The sequence below is a fragment of the Pseudomonas sp. EU05-FHT14B02 genome (assembly GCF_058791055.1).
In genome coordinates this window covers 179,387-205,014 of sequence record NZ_JBYTDD010000004.1, presented here as the reverse complement: position 1 = coordinate 205,014, position 25,628 = coordinate 179,387, and the positions used below count along the sequence as shown (strand labels likewise).

Here is a 25,628-nt window from a genome sequence, read left to right as displayed (position 1 = left end):
TTCGGCACAACAGAGATCACTGCGGGAGCGAGCTTGCTCGCGATGGGGCCGGTCCAGACGCCATTAATGCCGGATAAGCTTACTACGCACTTCAGCCATCGCCCGTTCATCCAGTTCCACCCAGATCTGCTGCTTGCCGGCAATCTCGGCAGCAACCGCCAACCCGTCGCGATACACCAGCCGATTGCTCGCCAGTGCCGGGACTTTCGCGCCGGGCAATAGCGTGCCGGCGAGGTTCAGCGGATCGACCCCGCACACCGCGACCAGGCTGCCGTCTTGGGGTCGACGCCGTACCTCTCGCAACAAGGGAATAGCCTCGGGCAAGGCGAATTGCTCACCCGCCAGCCCGCTGACAAACCGTCCGCCACGAATCTCTCCGCGTGCCTCCAGACGATGGAAAGTACGCAGCAGTTCGCGCCAGCTCGGCAGCCAGTCCGCCTCACGTTCCAGCAAACGCCAGAACACCACGCCGTAACGACGCAGCAAGGTCAAGGCGATGTGCTCAAGGGTATCGGCTGGCGTCCGCTGGTTTTGCACCACCGGCGCGACAGGCATACGTCGCAACAAGGCCCAGCGCCCGGCGTCGTCCATGCCACCGATAAATGCCCCGCGCCCGCGTCGACTGTTGCGAGGCTGGCGCTTGCTGGCCGGGGTGATCAGTGCGCGTAACCCGGCGAAGCTGTCGGCGTTCACCAGCCCGGCGCCCACCAGTTCCTGCAAGGCGATTTCCAGTTCCGAACGCAGCAGGTGGGCCTCATGAATCAGCTCATCGAAAAACAGCGCGCCGTGCTGGCTGAGGGCGGCGTGGACCTTTTGCGCTTTCGGCGACAGTTCGCTGACGGGCGTCTGTTCGGTCAAGCCGCTCCAGAGGCCCACCCGGTTGCGCGGCAGCAACACAATCGGCGTGCTGCGCAGCGCGGTGCTGGCGCTTTTGTTGCGCGCAGTCAGGCGCGTCCACACCAGTCTGCCGCTGCGGCACAACTCATCCAGCCAGGTCGCCGAGTAGTCCTTGATCCGCGCCGGCAGGATGTCGCTGTCCCAGGCTGAAGCGGCAGCAGGGTAGCCTTCGAATTGCGCGACGACGGCTGGCAGTACCGCGGCGCCCTGACCCTTGCTTGCGCTCGATATATGCTGCCAGTCGAACAGGAATCGCATGAAATCCTGCAACGCCACCGGTTCGATTTCCCGGCGCAGGCGCTTGACCGTATAGCGGTGAATCCGCGCCAGCAAATGTCGCTCGCACCATTCTTCCCGGGTAGTGCCCGGGGTAAAGCGACCGCGCAGCACGTAGCCTTCGCGTTCCAGTTGCGCCAGGGCCTGGTTGACCTGCGCAGCGGGCAAGCCGAGTGGTTCGGCAATACGCTCGAGCGCCAGTGGCCCGAAGGCGCTGAGCCGCGCGCGGATCAGTTCGAGGATGGCGTCGTCGGCCTCCCAGACTTCGTCGAAGTCCGGCAGCGCTTGCAGCGATGGCGTCATTTCGGCCTGTGGAAAAATCGCCTGCAGGCAGGTCAGGCGCTCCAGCGCCAGCCACAGCGATTGCCCGGCGTTGATCTGCATACGGCTCGCGCGGCCGCTGTCGGCCAGGGTCTTGAGCCAGTCGAACCACTGCGGGTTGGCGCCGGCCTCGGTATCGGTGATGCACGCCAGGCTCATCAAGGCCTCGTGCATTTCGTCGACCCCGCAGGGCGCTGGCCAGGCTTCGTCGCGCACGGCGGCAATCGCCTCGGCGTCCAGGGCGCCGAGGTCGTCGGTGGATTGCGGGTCGCTCCAGCGCCGATTGAGCACTGCCTGGGTTCTACGTTCCTCCAGCGGTGCATCGTCGAGAAAGGTATAGGGCCGGGCGCTGAGAATCTCCGCCGCCAGCGGTGAAGGCGCCGGCAAGTCGCGGCTGATCAGGCGAATGTCGCCACGTTCCATACGCCGTAACAAAGCCAGCCAGCCTTCACTGTCCATGGCATCGTGCAGGCAGTCATCGAGGGTTTGCTCTACCAGCGGATGGTCGGGAATCTCCCGTTCGCCGGCGAGGTTTTCCACGCAGGCGATCTGATCGGGAAACACGCTGGCGATCAGGTCTTCGCTTTTCATCCGCTGGATCTGCGGCGGGACTTTGCGCCCGCCGCTGTAGCGCGGCAGCGCCAGGGCCACCCCGGCATTCCAGCGCCAGCGCACGCCGAACAGCGGCGCGTCGAGCACGGCTTGAATCAGGATGTGTTCGGCACTGTTGCTGTGCAAGTAGCGCCAGACGTCGTCCAGTTCAAAACTGTGGCTGGTGGACAGCGACAGCACGATGGCGTCTTCGCTGGCGGCGGCCTGCAATTCGAAATTGAAGGTGCGACAGAAACGCTTGCGCAGGGCCAGGCCCCAGGCGCGGTTGATGCGGCTGCCGAACGGCGTGTGAATGACCAGTTGCGTGCCGCCGGACTCGTCGAAAAAACGCTCCATCAGCAATGTGTCTTGGGATGGCAGGGCACCCAGCGTTTGCCGCGCACGGGCCAGGTAATCCACCAGTTGTTCGGCGCTGGCGATGTTCAAACCCAGGGTCTCGGTCAGCCAGTCGAGCGCTGGCTGCAAGTTACCTGGCGCAGCCCCCAGCAGGTCATCGAGTTGTGCCTGCAAGCGCGCCACCGCCGAGGACAATTCGGCACTGCGCCCCGGTGCTTCACCGAGCCAGAACGGAATGGTCGGCGGCTGGCCCTGGGCATCCTCGACCCGGACTTTGCCGGTTTCCACCCGCAGGATCCGATAGGACGTGTTGCCTAACTGGAAGATATCCCCGGCAATGCTTTCCACGGCGAAGTCTTCGTTGATGGTGCCGATGTTCAGCCCTTGAGGCTCCAGCAGCACGCTGTAGTCGGCGTTGTCCGGAATGGTCCCGCCACTGGTCACCGCCGTCAGTTTCGCGCCCCGGCGGCCGCGCAGGGTGCGGTTCACAGCGTCGCGATGCAGGTAGGCGCTACGAATGCCCTGACGACCGTTGTAACCCTCGGCGAGCATGTGCAGCAGCGCCTGGTAGTGTTTGTCGTCGAGTCCGGCGTAGGGCGAGGCGCGGCGCAGCATCTCCAGTAGCGCTTGTTCCGGCCACTCCTGGCAACTGACCTCGGCGATGATCTGCTGCGCCAGCACGTCCAGCGGCGCTTGCGGGATCAGCAAGGTATCGAGTTCGCCCCGGCGCACGCAGTCGAGCAGCGCGGCGCATTCGATCAGGTCGTCCCGGGTGGTGGCGAACAAACGGCCCTTGGGCGTGCCGCCGACCTGGTGCCCGGAACGGCCGACCCGTTGCAGAAACCCGGCAATCGAACGCGGCGAGGCGATCTGGCACACCAGGTCGACGTCGCCGATGTCGATCCCCAGTTCCAGCGACGCGGTGGCGATCAGCACTTGCAGGTCGCCGCGCTTGAGTCGCTGCTCGGCATCCAGGCGAAATTCCTTGGCCAGGCTGCCGTGGTGGGCGGCGACGGCATCCTTGCCCAGGCGCTCGCTCAGGTGCCGGCTCAGGCGTTCGGCCAGACGTCGGGTGTTGACGAAGATCAGCGTGGTCCGGTGTTCCCGGGCGAGGGCGGCGAGGCGGTCGTAGACCAACTCCCAGACATCGTTGGCCATCACGGCCGATAGCGGCACGGGCGGTACTTCGATATCCAGGTCGCGGGGGCGGGCGTGGCCGATGTCGACGATCTCGCACGGACGGTCGCGACCGACAAGGAAGCGCGAGACGGCTTCGATGGGCTTTTGCGTGGCCGACAGACCGATGCGCAGCAGTGGCTCCGGGCAGAGGGCTTGCAGGCGTTCAAGGCTCAGTGCCAGGTGGCTGCCGCGTTTGCTGGCAGCCATGGCGTGGATCTCGTCGACGATCACCGTTTGTGCGGTGCCGAGCATCTGCCGGCCAGAGTCGGAGCCGAGCAGCACATACAGGGATTCCGGCGTGGTCACCAGTATGTGCGGCGCGGTCTTGCGCATTGCCGAACGATCTTTTTGCGGTGTATCGCCGGTGCGCACGGCCGTGGTGATCTGCAACTCGGGCAGGCCCATCATGCGCAATTGCTCGGTAATGCCGGCCAGCGGGTTTTGCAGGTTGATCTGGATGTCGTTGGACAATGCCTTGAGGGGCGAGACGTAGACCACCAGGGTTGCGTCGGGCAAGCCTTCGGGGCTTTCCAGGCCGCGGTGCACCAGGTCATCGATGACGGCGAGAAAGGCGGTGAGGGTCTTGCCGGAACCGGTGGGCGCGGCGACCAGGGTCGAGCGGCGCTGGCGGATCAGCGGCCACGCCCGGGCCTGGGCGGCGGTGACCGCCGGGAACGTGTGGCTGAACCAGGCGCTGACGGCAGGGTGGAAGCCGCTCAGGGCACTGTCTGCGGGAATGGGCAGGTTCATGCGGCAAGTTATGCGGGTGGGTGGGCCAAGATGCAAGTACCGCTTGGGGATCTCTGTTGACTGACAGGACCCCATCGTGAGCAAGCTCGCTCCCACAGGGGAGCGGTTTACACAAAACCATTGTGGGAGCGAGCTTGCTCGCGATGAGGCCAGTGACAGCACCACAAATCCCCCCGGATCTACACTTTACGGGTGACGGTTGCGCACTAAACCCGCAAAATGCAACGATTCCGGCAATTATCAACGACATCGCCTGGGCGCGATGTCGATAAAGCCATCGTTTCAATCAGACTGGGCCTGCTGACTCTATGCGAATGCGCCTTATGTTACTGGGCGGCGGAAATGCCCTTGGGCAGGCGCTGATTCGCCTCGGTGCGGAGGAAGACATCGGTTTCCTCGCCCCCCGCCCACCCGAAGACGGCTGGGATGCCGCGAGCCTGACACAACTGCTCGACGACACCCGTCCCGATGCATTGATCAACCTTGCCTACTACTTCGACTGGTTTCAGGCCGAGGCGGTGAGCGAATCGCGCCTGGCCGGCCAGGAGCGCGCGATCGAGCGTCTGGCGGAACTGTGCCAGCACCACAACATCGTCTTGCTGCAACCCTCCAGCTATCGCGTGTTCGACGGCTCCCGTGCCACCGCCTACAGCGAAAAAGACGAACCGGTGCCTCTGGGCCTGCGGGGGCAGGCGCTGTGGCGGATCGAGCAAAGCGTGCGCGCCACCTGCCCACAACACGTGCTGCTGCGTTTCGGCTGGCTGCTGGACGACAGCCCGGATGGTGCCCTTGGCCGCTTCCTCGCCCGTGCCGAACAACCCGAAGAGCTGCTGATGGCCGACGACCGACGGGGCAATCCGACGCCAGTCGACGATGCCGCCCGCGTGATCATTTCAGTGCTCAAGCAACTCGATTGCGCGGCGCCGCTGTGGGGCACCTACCACTACGCCGGGCATGAGGCGACGACGCCGCTGGCGCTGGGGCAGGCGATTCTGACCGAGGCCCGCAGCCTGCATCCGCTGGCCATCGAAGCCCCGACCGCCCAGGCCCACGCCGCGCGTCCGGATGCCGCCGAAGAACCGCAACACGCGGTACTGGCTTGCAAAAAAATTCTGCACACCTTTGGAATCAAACCACGCGCCTGGCGTGCGGCGCTTCCCGGTCTATTGGACAGGTTCTATCGTCATGGCTGACAGCCCCGTTTTGATCACCGGTGGTGCCGGTTTCATTGGTTCACACCTGACTGACGCCCTGCTTGCCAGGGGCCATGCGGTGCGGATTCTCGATGACCTGTCCACCGGCAAGCACAGCAATCTGCCGCTGGATAATCCCAGGGTCGAACTGATCGTCGGCGACGTGGCCGATGCGGCTTTGGTTGCCCAGGCGATGGCCGGATGCAGCGCCGTTGCACACCTGGCCGCCGTGGCTTCGGTGCAGGCCTCGGTGGACGATCCGGTGCGCACACACCAGAGCAATTTCATCGGCACGCTGAACGTCTGCGAAGCCATGCGCCAGACCGGGGTCAAACGCGTGCTGTTTGCCTCCAGTGCGGCGGTGTATGGCAACAATGGCGAAGGTGAGTCGATCGACGAAGACACGCCCAAGGCGCCGTTGACGCCTTATGCGGTGGACAAGCTGGCCAGCGAGCAATACTTCGACTTCTACCATCGCCAGCATGGGCTGGAACCGGTGATTTTCCGCTTCTTCAACATCTACGGCCCGCGCCAGGATCCGTCCTCGCCGTACTCCGGGGTGATCAGCATTTTCAGCGAGCGCGCCCTGAAGGGCTTGCCGATCACGGTGTTCGGCGATGGCGAGCAGACCCGGGATTTTGTCTACGTCGAAGACCTGGTCGACTTGCTGGTGCAGGCCATCGAAATGCCCCAGGTCGAAGTCGGTGCGGTCAACGTTGGCTGGAACCAGGCGACGACCCTCAAGCAAATGCTCGAAGCGCTCGAAGCCGTGGTCGGCAATTTGCCACCGGTGAGCTACGGCCCGGCACGCTCCGGTGACATTCGTCATTCCCGGGCGAACAACCGGCGCCTGTTGGAACGCTTCACGACCTCGGAGCAGACACCGATGCGTGTGGGGCTGGCGCGGTTGCTGGGGCGATAGATCGCTTCCATGCGGACATGAAAAAGGCGCCTTTTTACAGGCGCCTTTTTCACGGCCGGAATTTACTTACAGCTTGTGTAATTCCTGTGGCGAGGGGGATCGTCGGATCGCCGCATCGCCCCGTTCGACTGCGCAGCAGTCGCCGTCATTTTTAAGTCTGCTCACCACCAAGCCTCATTCACCACCACGTGAACGTTCTTTAGAACTTGTAACCCAGACCCACCATGTAGATGAACGGGTCTACATCGACGTCCACCCGTGCCCGGGTGCCTGGTGCGATCGAGTTGTTCTCGACGGTGGCGCGGGTATCGATGTCGATGTAGCGCACCTGGGCGTTGATCATGATGTTATCGGTCAGCATGTAGTCAGCACCGACCTGCCACGCCAGACCCCAGGAGTTTTCCGCCTTGAAGTTGCTGAAACCGGCGGACTGGGCCTGGCTGCCAACGTGTTCGTCGTAGATATAGGTGTAGTTGATGCCGCCGCCGACGTACGGCTGGAAGGCCGACTTCGGATCCAGCGGGTAGTACACCAGGCTCAAGGTCGGTGGCAGGTGCTTGAGGGTGCCGAGTTTGCCGTTGGCCGCGCTCAGGGCCGTGCCCTTGAGTTTCACGTCATGCTCGAACGGTGTGGCCGCCAGCAGTTCGATACCCAGGTGGTTGGTGAGCATGTAGGCGAAGTTCAAGCCCAGTTGCGTGTCGCTGCTCAGTGTCGCCTTGCCGCCCAGGTCGGCGCCCGCCAGCGGGCCTTGATCGACCTTGACGCTGGAGCTGTCGGCTTCCGGGTTGACGGTGATTGCACCGGCGCGAAGGAGGATGTCGCCAGCTTCGAAGGCATTGGCGAGCGGGGCTGCGAGCGCAAGGGCAACCAGCGAAGCGCTGAGCATGGACTTGTTCATGGGGGCTCCAGAGGACGTTAAAAATTTTGATGTCCAATGGTAAGGCGGCTAACTATTCGGTCTTTTGATGCAGCTCAATGAAAGTGGCAAGGACTGGAATTTGTGATGTTTCTGATGATGAACTGACAGTCGACACAAAACGACCTGATTCACTCCGGCAGTTCATACAGATAAATCTTGTCCGCCTCCATCTGATACCCGGCATCCGCCAACTCGCTGGTGGACGCCTTGACCTGCAACGCGCCTTCGATCCAGTAAGGCTGATACAACTCGTCCAGCTTCACGCCGACTTCGCTCTTGACGTGCACGATCTGGTTCGACGGCGGTGGCGGTACATGGATGCAGGCGCCGAAATACGGCACCAGCAGAAACTCCGTGGTACGTCCTTCCTCGCTCACCTCCAGCGGCACGATGTAACCCGGCAGGCGAATATTCTGGCCGTCGAGGGTCTTGACCACCGGTGCGTTGGGCATGTCCTGCTTGGCTGCTGGCGCCGACTCTGCCGAGAGCGTACTGCTCATCTGCGACAGATCATGCAACGGCGTCATGTTCGGCACTTCTTTCGGCGCGTCGGGCGGGATCATCTCCGACCAGGTCAGGTCTTTTGGCTGGGCCGCCCACAGGGGCAGGGCGACCAGCATCAACAGCGCAAGTACAGCGCGGGGCATTTTCAACGTCCTCATAAACGGATCGACAAGCCATCGGCCAGGGATTGGCGATAGGCGCGCCAGGCCGGCACGCTGCCCATCAGCAACGCGGCGATCAGGATGCCACCGAGTAGCGTCCATTCATACTCACTCGGCCAGGACAGCGGCAGGAACAGGCCGTAGTTGGCTTGCACATAACCCTGGGCCGCCGCGATGCACACATACAGCAACGCCACACCGGCGATCACGCCCGATAGCGCCAGGGCAAAGGCTTCGAGTACCAACAGCGTCGCGATGTGCCAGGGGCGTGCGCCCACCGAGCGCAGGATCGCCATTTCCCGACGGCGCTCGTTGAGGCTGGTGAGAATCGCTGTGAGCATGCCGATCAACCCGGTCAGCACCACAAACAGCGAGACCACGAACAAGGCTTTTTCCGCAGTGCCCATCAGACTCCACAGCTCTTGCAACGCCACGCCTGGCAGGATCGCCAGCATCGGCTCGCCACGGAATTCGTTGATTTCCCGTTGCAGGGCAAAGGTCGAAATCTTGTTGTTGAGGCCGAGCATGAACGCGGTGATCGCTTGCGGCGTGAGGTCCATATTGCGCGCCTGATCAGCCGTGATGCGGCCCTCGCCCCGGGCCGGCACGCCGTTATGCCAGTCGATGTGAATCGCTTCCATGCCACCGAGGCTGATGTGCAGCGTGCGGTCCACCGGTGTGCCGGTGCGCTTGAGAATGCCGACCACAGTGAACGGTTTGTCGTCGTGCTTGACCAGGCTGATCGCCGCCACGCCATGGGCCAGCACCAGTTTGTCACCGAGTTTGTAGTGCAGTGCATCGGCCACTTCGGCACCGAGCACCACTTCGAACGGGTCGGTTTCGAAGGCGCGGCCATCGCTCAGTTGCAGGTGTTGCTGGCGACCGTACTGGTAATGCTCGAAGTAGGCTTCGGTGGTGCCCATCACCCGGTAGCCGCGATGGGAGTCGCCGAGGGACATCGGGATCGCCCACTTCACTTTCGGGTTGCTGGCGAAGTGTTCGAAGCTGTCCCAGCGGATGTTGTTGGTGGCGTTGCCGATGCGGAACACCGAGTACAACAGCAGGTTCACCGAGCCCGAGCGGGCGCCGACGATCAGGTCGGTGCCGCTTATTGTGCTGGCGAAACTGGCCTTGGCTTCGGTGCGCACACGCTCCACTGCCAGCAACAGGCACACCGACAGGGCGATGGCGAACGCCGTGAGGATCGCGGTGAAACGACGGTTAGCCAGGCTGGCCATGGCTAGACGAAACAGATACATCTCAGACCTCGGACGGGGTAGCGGCGCGATTGAGTTCGGCCAGCGACAGGTTGTGGTCGAACAGCGGCGCCAGGCTCTGGTCGTGGCTGACGAACAACAGGCTCGAGCCGGCTTCGCGGCACTCGGCGAACAGCAGGCGAATGAAGTTCTCGCGGGCGTCGTAGTCGAGGGCCGAGGTCGGCTCGTCGGCGATCACCAGTTCCGGCTGACCGATCAGCGCGCGGGCGGCGGCGACCCGTTGCTGCTGGCCGATGGACAACGAATCGGCGCGGCGACCGAGGATGTTTTCATCCTTCAAACCCAAGTGGGCAAGCAGCGTCGCGGCCGCTTTGTCGACGCTGCCGTGGCGTTGTTTTGCCCGTTCGGCGCGTAGTTTCGAGAAGTGGCAGGGCAGTTCGACGTTTTCACGCACCGACAGAAACGGCAGCAGGTTGAACTGCTGAAAGATGTAGCCGGTGTGATCGACGCGGAAGTGGTCGCGGGCACCGGCCGAGAGTTGCGTCAGCTCCTGGCCGAGCAGGCGGATGCTGCCGCGATCAGGCTTTTGCACGCCGCCGAGCAGACCGAGCAGGGTGGTCTTGCCGCTGCCGCTCGGGCCTTTGAGGAACAGGGTTTCGCCGTGCTCCAGGCGAAACGCCGGGATGTCCAGCAGTGGCGGGTGACCGGGCCAGCTGAAGCCCAGGTCGGACAGTTCGATGAGTGCTTGGGTCATGTGAAACCGGTGTGGTTGGTGGTGAACCCTTGTAGGAGCGAGCTTGCTCGCGAAAAACCTGAGAACACCGAGGTGAATCAGGTTGCCCGCGTTATCGTTGGCGTCCATCGCGAGCAAGCTCGCTCCTACAGTGGGTCAGAATTTCAGCGCGGCAGCCTTGGCCGTCACTTCAACCCCTTGCTGCCCGCTCGGGCCGATCAGTTGTACCTGAATTTTTTGGGTGGCCGGGAAGCGGGTGAAAATATTCGCCAGGTCCAGTGACTTCAGTGCCGCTGGCGTGGCGCAAGTGAACTGATAGTGAGCGTGGATTTCGCTGTGATCATGGTGATGTTCGTGGCCGTCTTCGTCCTTGGCGTCCTCATCGTGATCATCGTCGGCATCGGGCTTGTCGCCGAACAGCGGGCTTTCCAGCTCCTGGTTTTCCACCACGCAACCAGCGGCTGTTGGAAGGTTGAACAGCGCCAGCGGTTTTTCGAGCTGAGCGCGAACAGCGGCGACTTTAGCCTTGTCGGCATCGCTGCTGGCGACGTGCTCGAAACCCACCAGGTTCATGGCCGGGCTTTCCAGTTCCAGCTCCAGGGTCTTGCCGTCCAGCGCCGCATTCAGGCGTCCCACACCATGTTCGTGGGCACCCAGGCTGCCATGCTCATGATCGTGTTCGTCGGCGGCATGGGCGACAGTCAGCGGCAACATGGCAAACGGCAGGGCGAGAAGCAGACGACGCATGGCGAGTCTCCGAAAAGTAAAATGAAGAAATTGTTATGTAATCTTATAACGTAATTGCGCAGAGTTTGACTGTCTGCTTGGTGTTGCACAAGTCCCATGGGAGCATGTAGGGAAGAAATGTGCGGGAGCAGACCCATGTTGCGAATTCGCGGAAGCATCGGCGACTGGCCGGTGGATTTGACCCTGGAGATGGACGACGCGGACTGGACGCGACTAGGGGCGCAGTTGCAGGTGGAAAAAACCCCGGTCAGCGTGCCAACGGCGAAACCGTTGAACCAGGATGATGCGCTGTGGCAGATCGCCCGGGATTTGCTGCGCAAGGCCGGGCAGCTCAGTGGCCCGGACCTGCTCGATCAGCTCGAAGGCCTGACCGGCAGTGCAGCATCGGGCAAACGGCTGCTGGTGCGCCTGCGTCACAGTTCGGATGTGAAGGTGGAAAGCGGCGGGGATACACCGCTGTATCGCTGGTTGGAGTAGGAGCGAGTTTGCTCGCGATGGACGTCAACGATAACGCGGGAACCTGATTCACCTCGGTGCTCTCAGGTTTTTCGCGAGCAAGCTCGCTCCTACAGGGTCGGCTTAGTACAACGCAGCAAACAACTTGCGGCGGTACGTGCTGACCAACGGATGATCGTTGCCCAACAACTCGAACACCTGCAGCAAGGTCTTGTGCGGCAAGCCTTCGCTGTAGCTGCGGTTGCGGGTAAACAACTTCAGCAATGCATCCAGCGCGGCGTCGTACTGCTGACGGGCCAGTTGCTGGATGGCCAGTTGATAGACCGCCTCATCGTCCAGCGGGTCTTTCGCCAGTCGGGCCTTCAGGTCGGCGGCATCCGGCAGGTCCTTGGCCAAACCGAGAAACTTGATCTGTGCCTTGGCGCCGGCCAGCGCGGCCTTGTGCTCGTCGCTCTTGACCGCATCCAGCACGGTTTGCGCTTCGCCCAGTTCACCGCGCTCGGTCAGGCAGCGGGCGTACAGGATCAGTGCCTTGGCGTTAGTGTTGTCTTCACCCAGGATCACTTTGAGCTGCGCTTCGGCATCGGCAAAACGGCTGTCGTCGAACAGCGCCTGGGCCTGTTCGAACGGATCGGCGGCGGCCGGTGGCGGCATCTGCACATGGGGTTCGAGCAGGGCACGCACGGCCGACTCCGGCTGCGCACCGGCAAAGCCATCGACAGGCTGGCCGTCCTTGAACAGCACCACGGTCGGCAGGCTGCGGATGCCGAAGCGGGCGACGATGTCTTGTTCGATGTCGCAGTTGACCTTGGCCAACAGCAACTCACCCTGATAGCTCTCGGCAATGCTCTGCAGCATCGGCATCAGCACTTTGCAGGGCGCGCACCATTCGGCCCAGAAATCCACCAGCACCGGCTTGTGGAAAGAGTTCTCGATCACCGACTGGTCGAAATCGGCAGTCGTGGCGTCGAAGATGTACGGCGTTTCCTGACTCATGGGGGATCTCGTAAAAGCGTGAATGGGGCAACTATACGGTCAGGCGCGGGCGGCGTGGTAGAGGCTCACATGCCGAAACTCGTGGGGCTCGGCCAGATCCGGCAGGGTCATCGCCTCCAGCATGTCTATGCGCCGATATAGCGGATGGCGAAAGTCCCGCACTCGGGAATCCGCCACAAGCGCCTCTCGGCCGCGGCTGAGGAACTGGTCGAGCAGTGGCAGGTTGGCCCGGTCGTACAGCACATCCGCCACCAGGATCAGATCGAAGCGATCGGCCTCGGCGAAAAAATCCGTCGAGTAGTTGAGCTCTACGTCATTGAGCTCGGCATTGGCCCGACACGCGGCAATCGCCAGCGGGTCGAGGTCGCAGGCCAGCACTTCGAGCGCGCCGGCTTTGGCAGCGGCAATCCCCGCCACGCCAGAGCCGGCGCCAAAATCCAGCACCCGCTTGCCTTCGACCCAATGCGGGTTGTCGGCCAGATAACGGGCCACGGCCAGACCGCTGGCCCAGCAGAAACTCCAGTACGGCGGCTCATGCAAAATCCGCCGGGTCTCTTCCGGGCTGAAGGCGCGGTCCATGTTGTTGCCGTCGATCAGCCACAACTTCAGGTCGGTCCCTGGTAACTCACAGGCGACTAATTGCGCATCACCGAGCAGTTCACTCAACGCCTTTTGCAGGTCGAGCGGTGCACTCATGGGGCTTTGACGAATTGCAGTTGGCCCAGGGCCTGGGTGGTCGGCTGGGTAATCAGTTGCGACGGCAGGTGCAGGATCAACTGCCCGGACTGACTGGCGCGGCCTCGCAGTTCAACGCGGGCCCCGGCCGGGAAGGATTGCGGATTGAAGCGCAGGTGAAACGGCAGCACCTGGTTGTTGCCGATCAGGCTGGAACTGGCGAGCAATTGTTGCGGGCGGTCCTTATCGTCGATCACCAGCAATGCCAGTTCGACTTCAGCGCCAGCTGGAACGCCTTGCAAGGTGCCGCTCAGTTCACGCTGATGGGCTGGCAGCGGGCCAAGTGCGGCGGCCTCCCGGGCTTTCTTCTGCGCTTGCTGCGGCGCCGGGCCAGGCGTTGGCGACTGGGGCTTGGGCGCATCGCTGCTGCAAGCCACCAGCAGGCTGAAAACGCTGAGCAAAATGAGCGGACGTAACGACATTGGTGGCTCCATAACGCTGAATTCCATGGATCAAGTGATCATCCCGTCTGTATACCGCAAACCCTATGGCTTGTCTTGCCACGGGGATGCGCTACCATGGCCCTCCCTTTTTTTGTTGCCTGCCACCATGCACTGTCCCTTCTGCGGTGCCAACGACACCAAGGTCATCGACTCGCGTCTGGTCGCCGAGGGCGAACAGGTGCGCCGCCGGCGTGAATGCCTGGCCTGCGGCGAGCGTTTCACGACGTTCGAGACGGCTGAACTGGTGTTGCCGCGCCTGATCAAAACCGACGGCAGTCGCCAGCCGTTCGACGAAGAAAAACTCCGCGCCGGCATGCAGCGCGCGCTGGAAAAGCGCCCGGTGAGTGTCGAGCGGCTCGAGTCGTCGCTGGTGCACATCAAACACAAACTGCGCGCCACCGGCGAACGCGAGGTCAAATCCCTCGTGGTCGGCGAACTGGTGATGGCCGAGCTGCAGAAGCTCGACGAAGTCGCCTACATCCGCTTCGCTTCGGTGTATCGCCGCTTCCAGGACCTCAACGAGTTCCGCGAAGAGATTGATCGCCTGGCCCGTGAACCGGTGAAAGAATGACCACTTGCGCCGAACAAGCCATCCTCGACGCCCAATTCATGGCCCGTGCCCTGGAATTGGCGCGCAAGGGGCATTACACGACGCACCCCAATCCGCGGGTCGGTTGCGTGATCGTGCAGGGTGGGCAGATTGTCGGCGAAGGCTGGCACGAGCGCGCCGGTGAGCCCCACGCTGAAGTCCACGCCCTGCGCGCGGCCGGTGAGCAGGCTCGTGGCGCCACCGCTTACGTGACACTTGAGCCTTGCAGCCATCACGGCCGTACACCGCCCTGTGCCGATGCACTGGTCAATGCCGGTGTGGCCCGCGTGGTCGCGGCGATGCAGGACCCGAACCCGGAAGTCGCCGGTCGCGGTCTGCAACGCCTGACACAGGCCGGTATCGCCACCGAAAGCGGCGTGTTGGAAAGCGAGGCGCGCAAGCTTAATCAAGGCTTTCTGAAACGCATGGAACACGGCTTGCCGTTCGTGCGGGTCAAGTTGGCCATGAGCCTCGACGGGCGAACCGCCATGGAAAGCGGCGAAAGCCAGTGGATCACCGGCCCGGCGGCGCGCTCGGCGGTTCAGCGTCTGCGCGCCCAAGCCAGTGTGGTACTGACCGGCGCCGATACGGTGCTGGCGGACAACGCACGGTTGACCGTGCGCGCCGATGAGTTGGGGCTGGATGCAGAGCAAACAGCCTTGGTCATGAGCCGTCCGCCGCTGCGGGTGTTGGTCGACGGCCGCCTGCGGGTGCCGCTGGATGCACCGTTCTTCAAGGCAGGCCCGGCGCTGGTCGCCACCTGCGTGGCGGTTGAAGAGCAATATGCCAACGGTCCGGAGTGCCTGATCGTGCCGGGCTACGACGGTCAGGTCGATCTGCGTCAGCTATTGGTTGAACTCGCAACCCGTGGCGTCAACGAAGTGCTGGTCGAGGCCGGCCCGCGCCTGGCAGGTGCCTTTGCCCAACTCGGTCTGGTGGACGAGTTCCAGATTTTCATTGCCGGCAAGTTCCTGGGTTCCTCGGCGCGGCCGCTGCTGGACTGGCCGCTCGTGCAAATGAAGGATGCGCCCGAGCTCAAAATCATCGAAATTCGTGCCGTTGGCGATGACTGGCGAGTCATCGCCATTCCTTTGCCAGTAGCAAGCGTATAATTTCCGGCCATCGCGCAAGCTTTGGCTTTGTTCTCGAGGAGAACCTCATGTTTACCGGCATCATCGAATCCATCGGCAGTATTCGTGCATTGACCCCAAAGGGCGGTGATGTGCGGGTACACGTCGAAACCGGCAAGCTCGACCTGAGCGACGTCAAACTGGGTGACAGCATCGCGGTCAACGGCGTGTGCCTGACTGCCGTCGAGTTGCCAGGCAATGGCTTTGCGGCGGACGTCAGCCGAGAAACCCTCGATTGCACCGCCATGAACGACCTGAAAAGCGGCAGCCCGGTCAATCTGGAAAAAGCCCTGACCCCAACCACTCGCCTCGGCGGGCATCTGGTCAGCGGTCACGTCGACGGCGTGGGCGAAGTGGTTGCCCGTACCGAAAATGCGCGCGCCGTGGAATTTCGCATTCGCGCGCCGAAGGACCTGGCCAAGTACATCGCCCATAAAGGCTCGATCACCGTCGACGGCACCAGCCTCACCGTGAACGCAGTCGATGGCGCCGAGTTCCTGCTGACCATCATTCCCCACACCCTGAGCGAAACCATCATGGCGTCGTACCAGCCAGGCCGCCGGGTGAACCTGGAAGTGGACTTGCTGGCCCGTTACCTGGAGCGTCTGCTGCTGGGCGACAAGGCCGCAGAGCCGACTGTCGGCAGCACCATTACCGAAAGCTTTCTGGCCCAAAACGGCTACCTCAAATCCTGAGCTCTAATTTCGAAAGAAGGGGGGTGCCTTGTGGCGCTCAATAGCATCGAAGAACTGGTTGAAGACATCCGCCAAGGCAAGATGGTCATCCTCATGGATGACGAAGACCGCGAGAACGAAGGCGACCTGATCATGGCCGCCGAGTGCTGCAAGCCCGAGCACATCAACTTCATGGCCAAGCACGCCCGTGGCCTGATCTGCATGCCGATGAGCCGCGAGCGCTGCGAACTGCTCAAGCTGCCGTTGATGGCGCCGCGCAACGGGTCCGGTTTCGGCACCAAGTTCACCGTATCGATCGAAGCGGCCACCGGCGTGACCACCGGCATTTCCGCCGCCGACCGTGCGCGCACCGTGCAGGCCGCCGCCGCCCGTGATGCCAAGGCTGAAGACATCGTCAGCCCGGGCCACATCTTCCCGCTGATGGCCCAGGCCGGCGGCACCCTGGCCCGTGCTGGCCACACCGAAGCGGCGTGCGACCTGGCGCGCATGGCCGGTTTCGAGCCGAGCGGGGTGATCTGCGAAGTGATGAACGACGACGGCACCATGTCCCGTCGCGCTGAGCTGGAAGCCTTTGCCGCCGAACACGACATCAAGATCGGCACGATCGCCGACCTGATTCACTACCGGATGATCCACGAACGTACCGTTCAGCGGATTGCCGAGCAGCCACTGGACAGCGAACTGGGCCAATTCAACCTGGTGACCTATCGTGATTCCGTGGAAGGCGACGTGCACATGGCTCTGACCCTGGGCAACGTGTGTGCCGAAGAGCCGACCCTGGTTCGCGTGCACAACATGGACCCGCTGCGTGACCTGCTGATGGTCAAGCAACCGGGCCGCTGGAGCCTGCGCGCCGCCATGTCCGCGGTTGCCGAGGCCGGTAGCGGCGTGGTGCTGTTGCTCGGTCACCCGCTCGATGGCGACGTCTTGCTGGCGCATATCCGTGAAACCGCCGATCACGCGGCCGTGAAAAAACCGACCACCTACAGCACTGTCGGTGCCGGTTCGCAGATCCTGCGCGACCTTGGCGTACGCAAAATGCGCCTGATGTCGGCACCGATGAAATTTAATGCGATATCCGGTTTCGATCTGGAAGTTGTAGAATACGTGCCCTCCGAATAATGACCGGTTGTTTCCGGCCTTGAATTCGCGGCAAATAAATCACTGAGGGGCGCGTAGAAGACGCGTCCCGGCTCTTTAAGAGATCTAACGAATGACCCTGAAGACCATCGAAGGTACCTTCATCGCCCCTAAAGGCCGCTACGCTCTGGTAGTGGGCCGTTTCAACAGCTTCGTCGTTGAAAGTCTGGTCAGCGGTGCAGTTGATGCCCTGGTTCGCCACGGCGTGAGCGAAAGCGACATCACCATCATCCGCGCACCTGGCGCCTTCGAAATTCCGCTGGTTGCGCAGAAAGTCGCCCAGAAAGGCGAGTTCGCGGCAATCATCGCCCTGGGCGCAGTCATTCGTGGCGGCACTCCGCACTTCGAATACGTGGCTGGCGAATGCACCAAGGGCTTGGCCCAGGTGTCCATGGAGTTCGGCGTACCGGTTGCATTCGGCGTGCTGACCGTTGACTCCATCGAGCAAGCCATCGAGCGTTCCGGAACCAAGGCCGGCAACAAAGGTGCTGAAGCTGCCCTGTCCGCTCTGGAAATGGTCAGCCTGCTGGCGCAGTTGGAGGCCAAGTGATTAGCGACGAAAGCGATCGTTTCAACCCGCGCGATCCAAAGCCTGCGGATGCCGGCAAGCCATCGAAAAGCGCCAAGCGTCGCGAAGCCCGTCAGCTCGCGACCCAGGCGCTGTACCAATGGCACATGGCCAAGCAGTCGCTGAACGAGATCGAAGCGCAGTTCCGGGTCGATAACGATTTCAGCGATGTCGACGGCGCGTACTTCCGCGAAATCCTGCACGGGGTTCCGCAATTCAAGACTGAAATCGACACCGCGCTCACGCCATGCCTGGACTTGACCATCGAAGAGCTGGACCCGGTTGAACTGGCAGTTCTGCGCCTGTCGACCTGGGAGCTGCTCAAGCGCGTCGACGTGCCGTACCGCGTTGTGATCAACGAAGGTATCGAACTGGCCAAGGTCTTCGGTTCCACCGACGGCCACAAGTTCGTCAACGGTGTGCTCGACAAGCTGGCCCCGCGTCTGCGTGAAGCTGAAGTCAAGGCGTTCAAGCGCTGATTGGCGTTTGGACAGGATACCTGATGGGCGAGTTTGAGCTGATCCGCAATTTCTTCGCCGCCGCGCCTTGTGCGCAGGGCGGCGAAGGCGTTGCCCTCGGGATTGGCGATGACTGCGCCTTGCTGGCTGTTCCCTCCGGGGAGCAGATGGCGATTTCTACCGATACGTTGGTGGCTGGCGTGCATTTTGCCGATCCCTGCGATCCGTTTCTGCTCGGTCAGCGCTCGCTGGCCGTGGCCGTCAGCGACCTGGCCGCCATGGGTGCCACCCCGATTGCCTTTACCCTTGCCCTGACCTTGCCGACGGTGACCGCCGATTGGCTGCAAGCCTATGCCCGTGGTTTGAACCAGATGGCGCAAAGCTGCAGCGTGGCACTGGTGGGCGGTGACACGACCCGTGGGCCGCTGAGCCTGACGATGACCGTGTTCGGCCGCGTGCCGGCCGGTCAGGCGCTGACCCGCAGCGGTGCGCAACCGGGCGACCTGTTGTGTGTCGGCGGCAACCTGGGCAATGCCGCCGGTGCCTTGCCCTTGGTGCTCGGCCAGCGCACCGCCGAAACGAGCATTGCCGAGCCGTTGCTGGCGCATTACTGGTCGCCACAACCGCAGCTCGGTTTGGGTCAGGCGCTACGGGGCAAGGCCACTTCGGCGCTGGATATCTCCGACGGCCTGCTTGCGGATTGCGGGCATATCGCGCTGGCGTCGAAGGTTGGTATCGAAGTCGAGCGGGATCGTTTGCCACTGTCGCAGAGCCTGGTCGACTTTCTTGGCCAATCGGACGCACAGGTTGCGGCCCTGAGCGGCGGCGACGACTACGTCCTGGTCTTCACCTTACCGTCCGTCGAGTTGCCGCTATTGCTGGCCGATGGCTGGCCGATCCATGTGATTGGTCAAGTGGTGACGGGGCAAGGCGTGAAGCTGCTGGACGCCGATGGCAAAGACATCACCCCGCAAACCCGGGGTTATCAACATTTTCGGGAGTCACCGTGACAGATCATCCCAAACAGGTCCCGGCGGAATTCGTACCGCCGTCGGTCTGGCGTAATCCATGGCATTTCCTGGCGTTCGGCTTTGGCTCGGGCACCTTGCCAAAGGCGCCCGGCACTTGGGGGTCGTTGGTTGCGCTGCCCTTTATTCCGTTGTGGCAGATGCTGCCCGACTGGGGTTACTGGCTGATGTTGGGCATCACCATGCTGTTCGGCTTCTGGCTGTGCGGCAAAGTGGCCGACGATTTGCGGGTACACGATCATGAAGGCATCGTCTGGGACGAAATGGTCGGGATGTGGATCACCCTGTGGCTGGTGCCGGAAGGCTGGCAGTGGTTGCTGGCGGGTTTCCTGATGTTCCGCTTCTTCGACATCCTCAAACCATGGCCGATACGCTGGATTGACCGGCACGTACATGGCGGTGTCGGCATCATGCTCGATGATGTCCTGGCAGGGGTGTTCGCCTGGTTGGCGATGCAGGGGCTGGTGTGGTTTTTCGCCTGACCGGGGGGGCAGGCGTTAATCAGGAGAGCGGTTGATCGGTGGAGGCATGGGGGGCGGTGACGAGTGGAATGGTGAAGGCAGTTGCTCCCACATTGATTGTGGTGCGGCGTATATCAAACATTTTGATAGTTATCGCCGATAATTCAGCCTAAGCGTCCTCCGGAACCTGCTGTTACAATGCCGGCTCTGCGAATCTTCAGACTTTTAGATCAGGAGCACACCGGTGCCTGTCGTTTTTGTCGCCGCTTCCAAGCTGCCAACGCCTTTTGCGCAATTCACCATGCATGGCTTTCTCGATGAAGCCACCGGCCGCGAGCACGTTGTGCTGAGCCTGGGTGAATTCGACGATGGTGCCCCGGTACTCGGCCGGTTGCACTCCGAATGCCTGACGGGGGATGCCCTGTTCAGCCAGCGTTGCGACTGCGGCTCGCAACTGGAGGCCGCCTTGCAGGCCATCGCCCGCGAAGGTCGTGGCGTATTGCTCTACCTGCGTCAGGAAGGCCGGGGCATTGGTCTGCTGAACAAGATCCGCGCCTATGAGCTGCAGGACGGTGGCGCCGACACCGTTGAAGCCAACGAACGCCTGGGCTTTGCCGCCGACCAGCGTGACTACGCCATGTGCCTGCCGATGCTGGAACATCTGGGCGTGAAGTCACTGCGCCTGATGACCAACAACCCGCGCAAGGTCAAAGCCTTGACCGACATGGGTATCGTGGTCGCCGAGCGCGTGCCGCTGCACACCGGCCACAATCCGCATAACCGACTCTACCTGGCGACCAAGGCCAGCAAGCTCGATCACATGATGGGCAATGAGCATCAGGGCGAGGTAGACCGGGCGTGACCCGCGGTCAGGTGCGGCGGCGGCTGTCCGTCAACTGGTGGCAATACCTGGCACTGGCCTTGTTGCCGCTGTTTGTGATCAACGCGGTGTTCGGCCAAAGCGAAGCCATTCTGCCGGTGCTGGCGATGCCGTTGTTCATCGCCGGAGTTGCCTCGATGTTTGTCAGCCTGAAGTTTTTCGGCGCCTACAAACATGCACTGATCGCCACCCACAAAGCCGTCGATACCCCTGAAGAACCTGCTGCCTGGATCAGTCTGGCGACCAAGCGGCGCAAGGCGTTCCTGGCTGCCGGGCTACCGGCCTGGATCGCTGCCCTGGCGGTGTTCGTCGGTCTCGAAGCCGTGCCGCTGATGCTGCTGGCACTGTCGACGGCCGTGTTGTTCTACCTCTATCGTATTCCGCGTCAACTCGGTTGATGCGCGTGCTCTGGCTGGCGGTGTTGCTGCTGGCCGCCAGTGGCTCGGCCGTTGCGGTCGAACGGGTTGTCAGCCTCGCACCATCGCTCTCTGAAATCGTCGTTGAACTGGACTCCGCCGACCTCCTGGTCGGTGTGCTGGACGCCGGTGAGCGACCTGCCGAACTCAAGGACCTACCCTCCGTTGGCCGCTATGGCCAGCTGGATATGGAGCGTTTGCTCAGCCTGAAGCCCGATCTGTTGCTGCTATGGCCCGGTAGTGTCGGCCCGGCCCAGCGTGACCAGCTCAAGCGACTGAATATTCCCATCTTCGTCGCCGAACCCCGCAGCCTGGACCAACTCGCCGCACAGATCGAGGCCATTGCCGCTCAGCTCGATCGGCCTGAACGTGGAATTTCATTGGCCAACGATCTACGTCAGCGGCTGGATGAATTGCGCCAGCGCTATCGCCGGGACAAGCCGTTACGAGTGTTCTATCAGGTCTGGGATCGACCGCTGTATACGGTTGGCGGCGAGCAGATCATCAGCGATGCGCTGGAGGCCTGCGGTGCGCAAAACGTGTTTGCCGACCTGAAGCTGCCGGCACCGCAAGTCAGTGTGGAGGCGGTATTGCAGCGTAATCCCGAGGTGATTCTGGCCAGCGATCAGGCGCAGCTTGATGCGTGGAAAGCCTGGCCGCAGGTGGCGGCGGTGGCACAAGGGCAATTGCGTTTGGTGACGGACAAAGGCCTGGAGCGGCCGAGTGGGCAGATGGTCGAGGCGACCGCCAAGCTTTGTCATTTGATTGCGTCAGACCGCTGAGACCGAGGTGCTTTCATCGCGAGCTTGCTCGCGATGAGGCCGGTCCACACACCTCTTATTTTTGATCAGATCTCTGGTGTCCAGGTCACTCCGAACATCCACGCCCGACCTTCCTCGCGATACCCATACTGGCTACCTTGGTAGCTGTACAACGCCCGGCTGTAACCTTTGTCCAGCAGGTTATCGACCTTCAGCTCCAACTGGATTTCGCGATTGAGCTCCCAATTGCTGCGCAACCCCAACAGGGCATAACCACCCAACGACTGTTGATTGTTCAAGTCGTCATAGCTGCTGCTGACCGCTTGCCAACTGGCGCCGAGGCCCAGGCGATCGAACTGTCGGTCCAGGTCCAGGCTCAAGGTGCGCCGCGCACGACGGGCCAGGGTGTGGCCCGTATCACGGTCGCGTGGGTCGATGATCGCCACGCCAAGGTTGCTCTGCCAGCCGAACAGTTCCTGCTTCAGTGCGGCTTCGAAACCGTTGATCCGCGCGGAAGCAACGTTCTCTGGGCGGGTGCTGTAGATGATTGCGTCTTCAATATCTGTGCGATACAGCGACGCTTCTAAGCGACTGCTCTCGGATAATTGGCTGCGCCATTGCAGTTCATAGCTTTTCGAGGTTTCAGGCTTCAGGTCGGGGTTGTTGTATTTCGGGTAATACAAGTCGTTGAACGTCGGCGCACGGAAGCCCTCGCTGTAACTCACCAGTACTTCATTATCCGGGTTCAGTGGCAGGGTAAAGGTACCGCTCCAGGTATTCTGGCTGCCGAACTGCTGGTTATCGTCGTGACGCAGGCCCAACTCCGTGGAGAAGCTGTCCGCCTGAAAGCGATGCTGGATAAACGCGGCGCGGTTCCAGCGGCTGTCTTCGTCGAACGCTGTAGTGCTGTTGATCCGGTCTTCGTACCAGTCGCCACCGAGCATCAGGCTGTTGCGCTCGTTGATCATCAGATCGTTCTGCCAGTTGACCGAGTCGCGGTAAGTATTGAAAACACTGCGCTCATCGCTGAGCTTGTCGAGAGTTGTCTCGCGGTTTTCGCTGTGACCGAGTTCGACGCGGGTTTTCCATACCTCATTGATCTGTGCATCAATGTAGCTGCTGACGCTGCTCACATTGAAGTCGTTGTAGGGCTGCTGTTGATAGGACTTGTCCGTCACGTAATCGTAACGGCCGAACGGACTATCAAACTCGCTCTTGCCACGGTTATCCAGCAGGTTGGCGCCGATTTCGATGTCTTCCGTCAGGGCGTGACTCAGGCTCAGGCTGAGGGATTTGTTGCGGTAGGCGTCGTGATCGCCATCACTGGGATACGACTCGTGGGTGCGATTGATCCCGGCGGTTTCATCGAGGCTGGCGCCGAGGTTGAAGCGGGTTCGCTCATCACCACCGGACAGGCCAAGGCTGCGCTCCCAGGTCTGATTACTGCCAAAACCGGTGTGCATGCGCGGTTGCAGGCCTTGTTCACCGCCGCGGCGGGTGAAGATCTGGATCACCCCGCCAATCGCATCGCTGCCGTAAATCACCGAGCGGGAGCCGCGCAGCACCTCCACGCGCTCGACCTGTTCGATATTGATGTGTTGCAGGTTGCTGTCGCCGGAGGTCGAACTGCCGATGCGTTGGCCATCCACCAGCACCAGGCTCTGGGCCGACTGGGTGCCGCGGATGTAGACCCCCGGAATGCTGCCGCGCCCGCCGGACTGCGAGATTTGCACACCCGGTACCCGACGCAACAGGTCAGTGACGCTATCGGGTTGCAGGCGATCGATGTCGTCGCGGGTGAACACGGTGTTGGCGGCGCTGCTGTCATTGCGCGCTTCGACCTGGCGGTTGGCGCTGATCAACACGTCGGGCAGCTTCAGGGCCTGGTCGCGTTCGAAGGTGTCGGCCAGCAATTGACCGGCCGGCAGCAGGGTCAGCGTCAGGGCGAAGGGAGAGAGTTTCATGGGCAGTCCGTTGGTGCTTTTAGACGAATACAGTTTTGATAGGCGCTGAAAACCACTGTGGGAGCGAACTTGCTCGCGATAGCGGTGTATCAGTCAGCATCTGAGTCGACTGACAGTCCGCCATCGCGAGCAAGCTCGCTCCCACAGGGTATTGCGTTTAGATGTTGAGCAGTTGCAGGCGCTCGCGGATCGAAGCCTCGATCCCGGCTTCATCCAACCCACACTCAGCCAGCATTTGCGCAGGCTTGGCGTGTTCGACGTAAATGTCCGGCAAGCCCAGGTGCAGCATCGACTTGAGGATGTTTTCGCGGGCGAGGAATTCGCTGACCGCGCCACCGGCGCCGCCCATGATCGCGTTTTCTTCGACAGTGACCAGTAGCTCGTGGCTGCCAGCGATTTCGCGAACCAGTTCTTCATCCAGCGGTTTGACGAAACGCATGTCGACCACGGTTGCGTCCAGCGTCTCGGCGACTTTCAGGGCTTCGGCCAGTTGCACGCCGAACACCAGCAGGGCGACTTTGCTGCCCTGGCGGCGGACTACGCCCTTGCCGATCTCGATCGGTTCGAGGTCTTTCTCGATGGTCGCGTTCGGGCCGTTGCCGCGAGGGTAACGCACTGCCGCCGGGCCTTCGTACAGGTGGCCGGTGGTGAGCATCTTGCGCAGCTCGTTTTCATCGCTCGGGGTCATCACCAGCATGCCGGGGACGCAGCGCAGAAACGACAAATCGAAGCTGCCGGCGTGGGTTGGGCCGTCTTCGCCGACCAGGCCTGCGCGGTCGATGGCGAACAGCACGTCGAGGTTCTGCACCGCGACGTCATGCACCAACTGGTCGTAGCCGCGCTGCAGGAAAGTCGAATAAATCGCTACCACGGGTTTTGCGCCTTCGCAGGCCATGCCGGCCGCGAGAGTGACGGCGTGCTGCTCGGCAATGGCGACGTCGAAGTAGCGCAGCGGGAAGCGTTCGCTGAAAGCGACCAGATCCGAGCCTTCCTTCATCGCCGGTGTAATCCCGACCAGCCGCGGATCGGCCGCCGCCATGTCGCACAGCCACTCGCCGAACACACCGGAGTACTTGGGGCCGCTGGCCTTTTTCGGCGCGGCGGCCGGGGCGTTCAGCGGTTCGAGTTTGGTGATGGCGTGGTAACCGATCGGGTCGACTTCCGCCGGGGCGAAGCCTTTGCCTTTCTTGGTGACGACGTGCAGGAACTGCGGGCCTTTCAGATCGCGCATGTTGCGCAGGGTGGCGATCAGGGTCGGCAGGTCGTGGCCATCGATTGGGCCGATGTAGTTCCAGCCCAGTTCTTCGAATAGCGTGCCGGGAACCAGCATGCCTTTGGCATATTCTTCGGTCCGGCGAGCGATTTCCCAGGCACCGGGCAGGCGCGACAGCACTTTCTTGCTGCCTTCGCGCATGCTCGCGTAGGTGCGGCTGGAAAGGATCTTCGCCAGGTAGTTCGACAAGCCACCAACGTTGCGCGAGATCGACATGTCGTTGTCATTGAGGATCACCAGCATGTTGGCGTCCACTTCCGGCGCATGGTTCAGCGCCTCGAACGCCATGCCCGCGGTCAACGCGCCGTCGCCGATCACCGCGATCGCCTTGCGCTCGCTGTTTTGCAGGCGGGCGGCAATCGCCATGCCCAGTGCGGCACTGATCGAGGTGCTGGAGTGGCCGACGCCAAAGGTGTCGTACTCGCTCTCGGAACGACGCGGGAAGGCGGCGACGCCGTCCTTCTGGCGCAGGGAGCTCATGCGCTCGCGACGGCCGGTGAGGATCTTGTGTGGATAAGCCTGATGACCCACGTCCCACACCAGCCGGTCGTCCGGGGTATCGAAGACGTAATGCAGCGCGATGGTCAGCTCGATCACGCCCAGGCCTGCACCGAAATGCCCACCGGTCTGGCCGACCGTGTAGAGCAATTCCAGGCGCAACTCATCGGCCAGGGTTTCCAGCTCGGCTTCGCCTAACCGGCGCAGGCCGTCCGGCGTGTTCGCGCGGTCGAGCAGGGGCGTGGTCGGGCGCTTGCGGGGAATCTCATGAAACGTCGTGGGCATCAGGCGAATCGTTATAGGTATAAAAGATGCGGCAGTTTACCTGATGCATCGTCCCCTGCCCACGCGTTGGTCTTTTTTGACGGAT

The 25,628-nt window shown here is 62.2% G+C and carries 25 protein-coding genes; 14 read left to right on the top strand and 11 right to left on the bottom strand.

Annotated elements, in window-relative coordinates; genetic code table 11:
* Window positions 1-63: 63 nt before the first annotated feature.
* Window positions 64-4,371 carry a DEAD/DEAH box helicase gene (locus AC3WTM_RS06320; RefSeq protein WP_102672143.1) on the bottom strand — a complete coding sequence of 1,436 codons (4,308 nt, stop codon included), beginning with the start codon at window positions 4,369-4,371 and terminating at the stop codon, window positions 64-66.
* Window positions 4,372-4,679: 308 nt separating this feature from the next.
* Between AC3WTM_RS06320 and AC3WTM_RS06315 the strand changes: the two genes are divergently transcribed.
* Together AC3WTM_RS06315 and AC3WTM_RS06310 are read left to right on the top strand one after the other, a co-directional pair.
* Window positions 4,680-5,564, top strand: a complete 885-nt coding sequence (locus AC3WTM_RS06315; RefSeq protein ID WP_008053852.1) for a sugar nucleotide-binding protein — start codon at window positions 4,680-4,682, stop codon at window positions 5,562-5,564.
* Window positions 5,557-6,486, top strand: a complete 930-nt coding sequence (locus AC3WTM_RS06310; protein ID WP_102670736.1) for an NAD-dependent epimerase/dehydratase family protein — start codon at window positions 5,557-5,559, stop codon at window positions 6,484-6,486. Before AC3WTM_RS06315 ends, AC3WTM_RS06310 begins: the two co-directional genes overlap by 8 nt.
* Window positions 6,487-6,685: 199 nt before the next feature.
* Here the strand turns inward: AC3WTM_RS06310 and AC3WTM_RS06305 are convergent, their stop codons facing one another.
* The 5 genes from AC3WTM_RS06305 to AC3WTM_RS06285 form a co-directional block, all read right to left on the bottom strand.
* Window positions 6,686-7,384 (bottom strand): OmpW/AlkL family protein, encoded by a 699-nt coding sequence (locus AC3WTM_RS06305; protein ID WP_102670737.1) that lies wholly within the window; start codon window positions 7,382-7,384, stop codon window positions 6,686-6,688.
* A 149-nt stretch (window positions 7,385-7,533) separates the two neighbouring features.
* Complete coding sequence (locus AC3WTM_RS06300; protein WP_090451674.1) at window positions 7,534-8,052, bottom strand: DUF3299 domain-containing protein; 519 nt, start codon at window positions 8,050-8,052, stop codon at window positions 7,534-7,536.
* Window positions 8,053-8,063: 11 nt separating this feature from the next.
* Window positions 8,064-9,329: an ABC transporter permease gene (locus AC3WTM_RS06295; RefSeq protein WP_102670738.1), complete on the bottom strand. Its 1,266-nt coding sequence runs from the start codon at window positions 9,327-9,329 to the stop codon at window positions 8,064-8,066.
* Between the two features lies 1 nt (window position 9,330).
* Complete coding sequence (locus AC3WTM_RS06290) at window positions 9,331-10,041, bottom strand: ABC transporter ATP-binding protein (protein ID WP_102670820.1); 711 nt, start codon at window positions 10,039-10,041, stop codon at window positions 9,331-9,333.
* 135 nt (window positions 10,042-10,176) lie between these two features.
* The gene (locus AC3WTM_RS06285) at window positions 10,177-10,767 is read right to left on the bottom strand and encodes a DUF2796 domain-containing protein (protein ID WP_102670739.1); all 591 of its coding nucleotides are present in this window, start codon (window positions 10,765-10,767) and stop codon (window positions 10,177-10,179) included.
* A 135-nt stretch (window positions 10,768-10,902) separates the two neighbouring features.
* On the opposite strand from AC3WTM_RS06285, the gene AC3WTM_RS06280 reads away from it, so the two are divergent.
* Entirely contained in the window at window positions 10,903-11,244 is a 342-nt protein-coding gene (locus tag AC3WTM_RS06280; protein ID WP_102670740.1) for a hypothetical protein, read from the top strand.
* Window positions 11,245-11,346: 102 nt separating this feature from the next.
* Here AC3WTM_RS06280 and trxA read toward each other — a convergent pair whose 3' ends face one another.
* From trxA to AC3WTM_RS06265, 3 genes are read right to left on the bottom strand one after another with little or no spacing between them, the layout of a single operon-like run.
* The gene (gene trxA, locus AC3WTM_RS06275) at window positions 11,347-12,219 is read right to left on the bottom strand and encodes a thioredoxin (protein ID WP_102670741.1); all 873 of its coding nucleotides are present in this window, start codon (window positions 12,217-12,219) and stop codon (window positions 11,347-11,349) included.
* Window positions 12,220-12,258: 39 nt separating this feature from the next.
* The gene (locus AC3WTM_RS06270) at window positions 12,259-12,915 is read right to left on the bottom strand and encodes a class I SAM-dependent methyltransferase (RefSeq protein WP_102670742.1); all 657 of its coding nucleotides are present in this window, start codon (window positions 12,913-12,915) and stop codon (window positions 12,259-12,261) included.
* Window positions 12,912-13,376, bottom strand: coding sequence for a YbaY family lipoprotein (locus AC3WTM_RS06265; protein WP_102670743.1), 465 nt, complete (start codon window positions 13,374-13,376; stop codon window positions 12,912-12,914). Before AC3WTM_RS06265 ends, AC3WTM_RS06270 begins: the two co-directional genes overlap by 4 nt.
* Before the next feature lie 127 nt (window positions 13,377-13,503).
* Here AC3WTM_RS06265 and nrdR point away from each other — a divergent pair, with 127 nt between their 5' ends.
* The 11 genes from nrdR (at window position 13,504) to AC3WTM_RS06210 (ending at window position 21,544) form a co-directional block, all read left to right on the top strand.
* Window positions 13,504-13,968, top strand: a complete 465-nt coding sequence (gene nrdR, locus AC3WTM_RS06260) for a transcriptional regulator NrdR (RefSeq protein WP_003228656.1) — start codon at window positions 13,504-13,506, stop codon at window positions 13,966-13,968.
* A complete protein-coding gene (ribD, locus tag AC3WTM_RS06255) occupies window positions 13,965-15,098 on the top strand; it encodes a bifunctional diaminohydroxyphosphoribosylaminopyrimidine deaminase/5-amino-6-(5-phosphoribosylamino)uracil reductase RibD (protein ID WP_102670744.1) in 1,134 nt (377 codons plus the stop codon). Before nrdR ends, ribD begins: the two co-directional genes overlap by 4 nt.
* Before the next feature lie 47 nt (window positions 15,099-15,145).
* The gene (locus tag AC3WTM_RS06250) at window positions 15,146-15,811 is read left to right on the top strand and encodes a riboflavin synthase (RefSeq protein ID WP_102670745.1); all 666 of its coding nucleotides are present in this window, start codon (window positions 15,146-15,148) and stop codon (window positions 15,809-15,811) included.
* A 30-nt stretch (window positions 15,812-15,841) separates the two neighbouring features.
* Window positions 15,842-16,933 (top strand): bifunctional 3,4-dihydroxy-2-butanone-4-phosphate synthase/GTP cyclohydrolase II, encoded by a 1,092-nt coding sequence (gene ribBA, locus AC3WTM_RS06245; RefSeq protein WP_007970163.1) that lies wholly within the window; start codon window positions 15,842-15,844, stop codon window positions 16,931-16,933.
* A 91-nt stretch (window positions 16,934-17,024) separates the two neighbouring features.
* Window positions 17,025-17,501, top strand: a complete 477-nt coding sequence (ribH, locus tag AC3WTM_RS06240; RefSeq protein ID WP_003228649.1) for a 6,7-dimethyl-8-ribityllumazine synthase — start codon at window positions 17,025-17,027, stop codon at window positions 17,499-17,501.
* On the top strand, window positions 17,498-17,998 hold the full coding sequence (gene nusB, locus AC3WTM_RS06235; RefSeq protein ID WP_057713127.1) for a transcription antitermination factor NusB: 501 nt from the start codon (window positions 17,498-17,500) through the stop codon (window positions 17,996-17,998). The genes ribH and nusB overlap by 4 nt, the downstream gene beginning before the upstream one ends.
* A 23-nt stretch (window positions 17,999-18,021) precedes the next feature.
* Window positions 18,022-18,987, top strand: coding sequence for a thiamine-phosphate kinase (gene thiL, locus AC3WTM_RS06230; protein ID WP_102670746.1), 966 nt, complete (start codon window positions 18,022-18,024; stop codon window positions 18,985-18,987).
* Window positions 18,984-19,487, top strand: a complete 504-nt coding sequence (locus tag AC3WTM_RS06225; protein WP_007970166.1) for a phosphatidylglycerophosphatase A family protein — start codon at window positions 18,984-18,986, stop codon at window positions 19,485-19,487. Before thiL ends, AC3WTM_RS06225 begins: the two co-directional genes overlap by 4 nt.
* A gap of 223 nt (window positions 19,488-19,710) precedes the next feature.
* Entirely contained in the window at window positions 19,711-20,328 is a 618-nt protein-coding gene (ribA, locus tag AC3WTM_RS06220; protein ID WP_008053837.1) for a GTP cyclohydrolase II, read from the top strand.
* Window positions 20,325-20,744, top strand: a complete 420-nt coding sequence (locus AC3WTM_RS06215; protein ID WP_102670747.1) for an MFS transporter — start codon at window positions 20,325-20,327, stop codon at window positions 20,742-20,744. The genes ribA and AC3WTM_RS06215 overlap by 4 nt, the downstream gene beginning before the upstream one ends.
* Window positions 20,744-21,544, top strand: coding sequence for a cobalamin-binding protein (locus tag AC3WTM_RS06210; protein ID WP_102670748.1), 801 nt, complete (start codon window positions 20,744-20,746; stop codon window positions 21,542-21,544). The genes AC3WTM_RS06215 and AC3WTM_RS06210 overlap by 1 nt, the downstream gene beginning before the upstream one ends.
* A 65-nt stretch (window positions 21,545-21,609) precedes the next feature.
* On the opposite strand, the gene AC3WTM_RS06205 is transcribed toward AC3WTM_RS06210, so the two are convergent.
* Entirely contained in the window at window positions 21,610-23,487 is a 1,878-nt protein-coding gene (locus tag AC3WTM_RS06205; protein ID WP_102670749.1) for a TonB-dependent receptor domain-containing protein, read from the bottom strand.
* A 157-nt stretch (window positions 23,488-23,644) separates the two neighbouring features.
* The gene (gene dxs, locus AC3WTM_RS06200) at window positions 23,645-25,543 is read right to left on the bottom strand and encodes a 1-deoxy-D-xylulose-5-phosphate synthase (protein WP_102670750.1); all 1,899 of its coding nucleotides are present in this window, start codon (window positions 25,541-25,543) and stop codon (window positions 23,645-23,647) included.
* Window positions 25,544-25,628 lie beyond the last annotated feature (85 nt).

What these genes read in the sequence shown, in the direction of transcription:
- AC3WTM_RS06270 (WP_102670742.1), bottom strand. Translation starts at nt 12,915, where the DNA reads ATGAGTGCACCGCTCGACCTGCAAAAGGCGTTGAGTGAACTGCTCGGT.
- AC3WTM_RS06310 (WP_102670736.1), top strand. Translation starts at nt 5,557, where the DNA reads ATGGCTGACAGCCCCGTTTTGATCACCGGTGGTGCCGGTTTCATTGGT.
- AC3WTM_RS06290 (WP_102670820.1), bottom strand. Translation starts at nt 10,041, where the DNA reads ATGACCCAAGCACTCATCGAACTGTCCGACCTGGGCTTCAGCTGGCCC.
- AC3WTM_RS06320 (WP_102672143.1), bottom strand. Translation starts at nt 4,371, where the DNA reads ATGAACCTGCCCATTCCCGCAGACAGTGCCCTGAGCGGCTTCCACCCT.
- dxs (WP_102670750.1), bottom strand. Translation starts at nt 25,543, where the DNA reads ATGCCCACGACGTTTCATGAGATTCCCCGCAAGCGCCCGACCACGCCC.
- AC3WTM_RS06205 (WP_102670749.1), bottom strand. Translation starts at nt 23,487, where the DNA reads ATGAAACTCTCTCCCTTCGCCCTGACGCTGACCCTGCTGCCGGCCGGT.
- AC3WTM_RS06250 (WP_102670745.1), top strand. Translation starts at nt 15,146, where the DNA reads ATGTTTACCGGCATCATCGAATCCATCGGCAGTATTCGTGCATTGACC.
- AC3WTM_RS06305 (WP_102670737.1), bottom strand. Translation starts at nt 7,384, where the DNA reads ATGAACAAGTCCATGCTCAGCGCTTCGCTGGTTGCCCTTGCGCTCGCA.
- nrdR (WP_003228656.1), top strand. Translation starts at nt 13,504, where the DNA reads ATGCACTGTCCCTTCTGCGGTGCCAACGACACCAAGGTCATCGACTCG.
- AC3WTM_RS06285 (WP_102670739.1), bottom strand. Translation starts at nt 10,767, where the DNA reads ATGCGTCGTCTGCTTCTCGCCCTGCCGTTTGCCATGTTGCCGCTGACT.
- AC3WTM_RS06265 (WP_102670743.1), bottom strand. Translation starts at nt 13,376, where the DNA reads ATGTCGTTACGTCCGCTCATTTTGCTCAGCGTTTTCAGCCTGCTGGTG.
- AC3WTM_RS06315 (WP_008053852.1), top strand. Translation starts at nt 4,680, where the DNA reads ATGCGAATGCGCCTTATGTTACTGGGCGGCGGAAATGCCCTTGGGCAG.
- AC3WTM_RS06300 (WP_090451674.1), bottom strand. Translation starts at nt 8,052, where the DNA reads ATGCCCCGCGCTGTACTTGCGCTGTTGATGCTGGTCGCCCTGCCCCTG.
- trxA (WP_102670741.1), bottom strand. Translation starts at nt 12,219, where the DNA reads ATGAGTCAGGAAACGCCGTACATCTTCGACGCCACGACTGCCGATTTC.
- thiL (WP_102670746.1), top strand. Translation starts at nt 18,022, where the DNA reads ATGGGCGAGTTTGAGCTGATCCGCAATTTCTTCGCCGCCGCGCCTTGT.
- ribH (WP_003228649.1), top strand. Translation starts at nt 17,025, where the DNA reads ATGACCCTGAAGACCATCGAAGGTACCTTCATCGCCCCTAAAGGCCGC.
- ribD (WP_102670744.1), top strand. Translation starts at nt 13,965, where the DNA reads ATGACCACTTGCGCCGAACAAGCCATCCTCGACGCCCAATTCATGGCC.
- AC3WTM_RS06210 (WP_102670748.1), top strand. Translation starts at nt 20,744, where the DNA reads ATGCGCGTGCTCTGGCTGGCGGTGTTGCTGCTGGCCGCCAGTGGCTCG.
- AC3WTM_RS06280 (WP_102670740.1), top strand. Translation starts at nt 10,903, where the DNA reads ATGTTGCGAATTCGCGGAAGCATCGGCGACTGGCCGGTGGATTTGACC.
- AC3WTM_RS06295 (WP_102670738.1), bottom strand. Translation starts at nt 9,329, where the DNA reads ATGTATCTGTTTCGTCTAGCCATGGCCAGCCTGGCTAACCGTCGTTTC.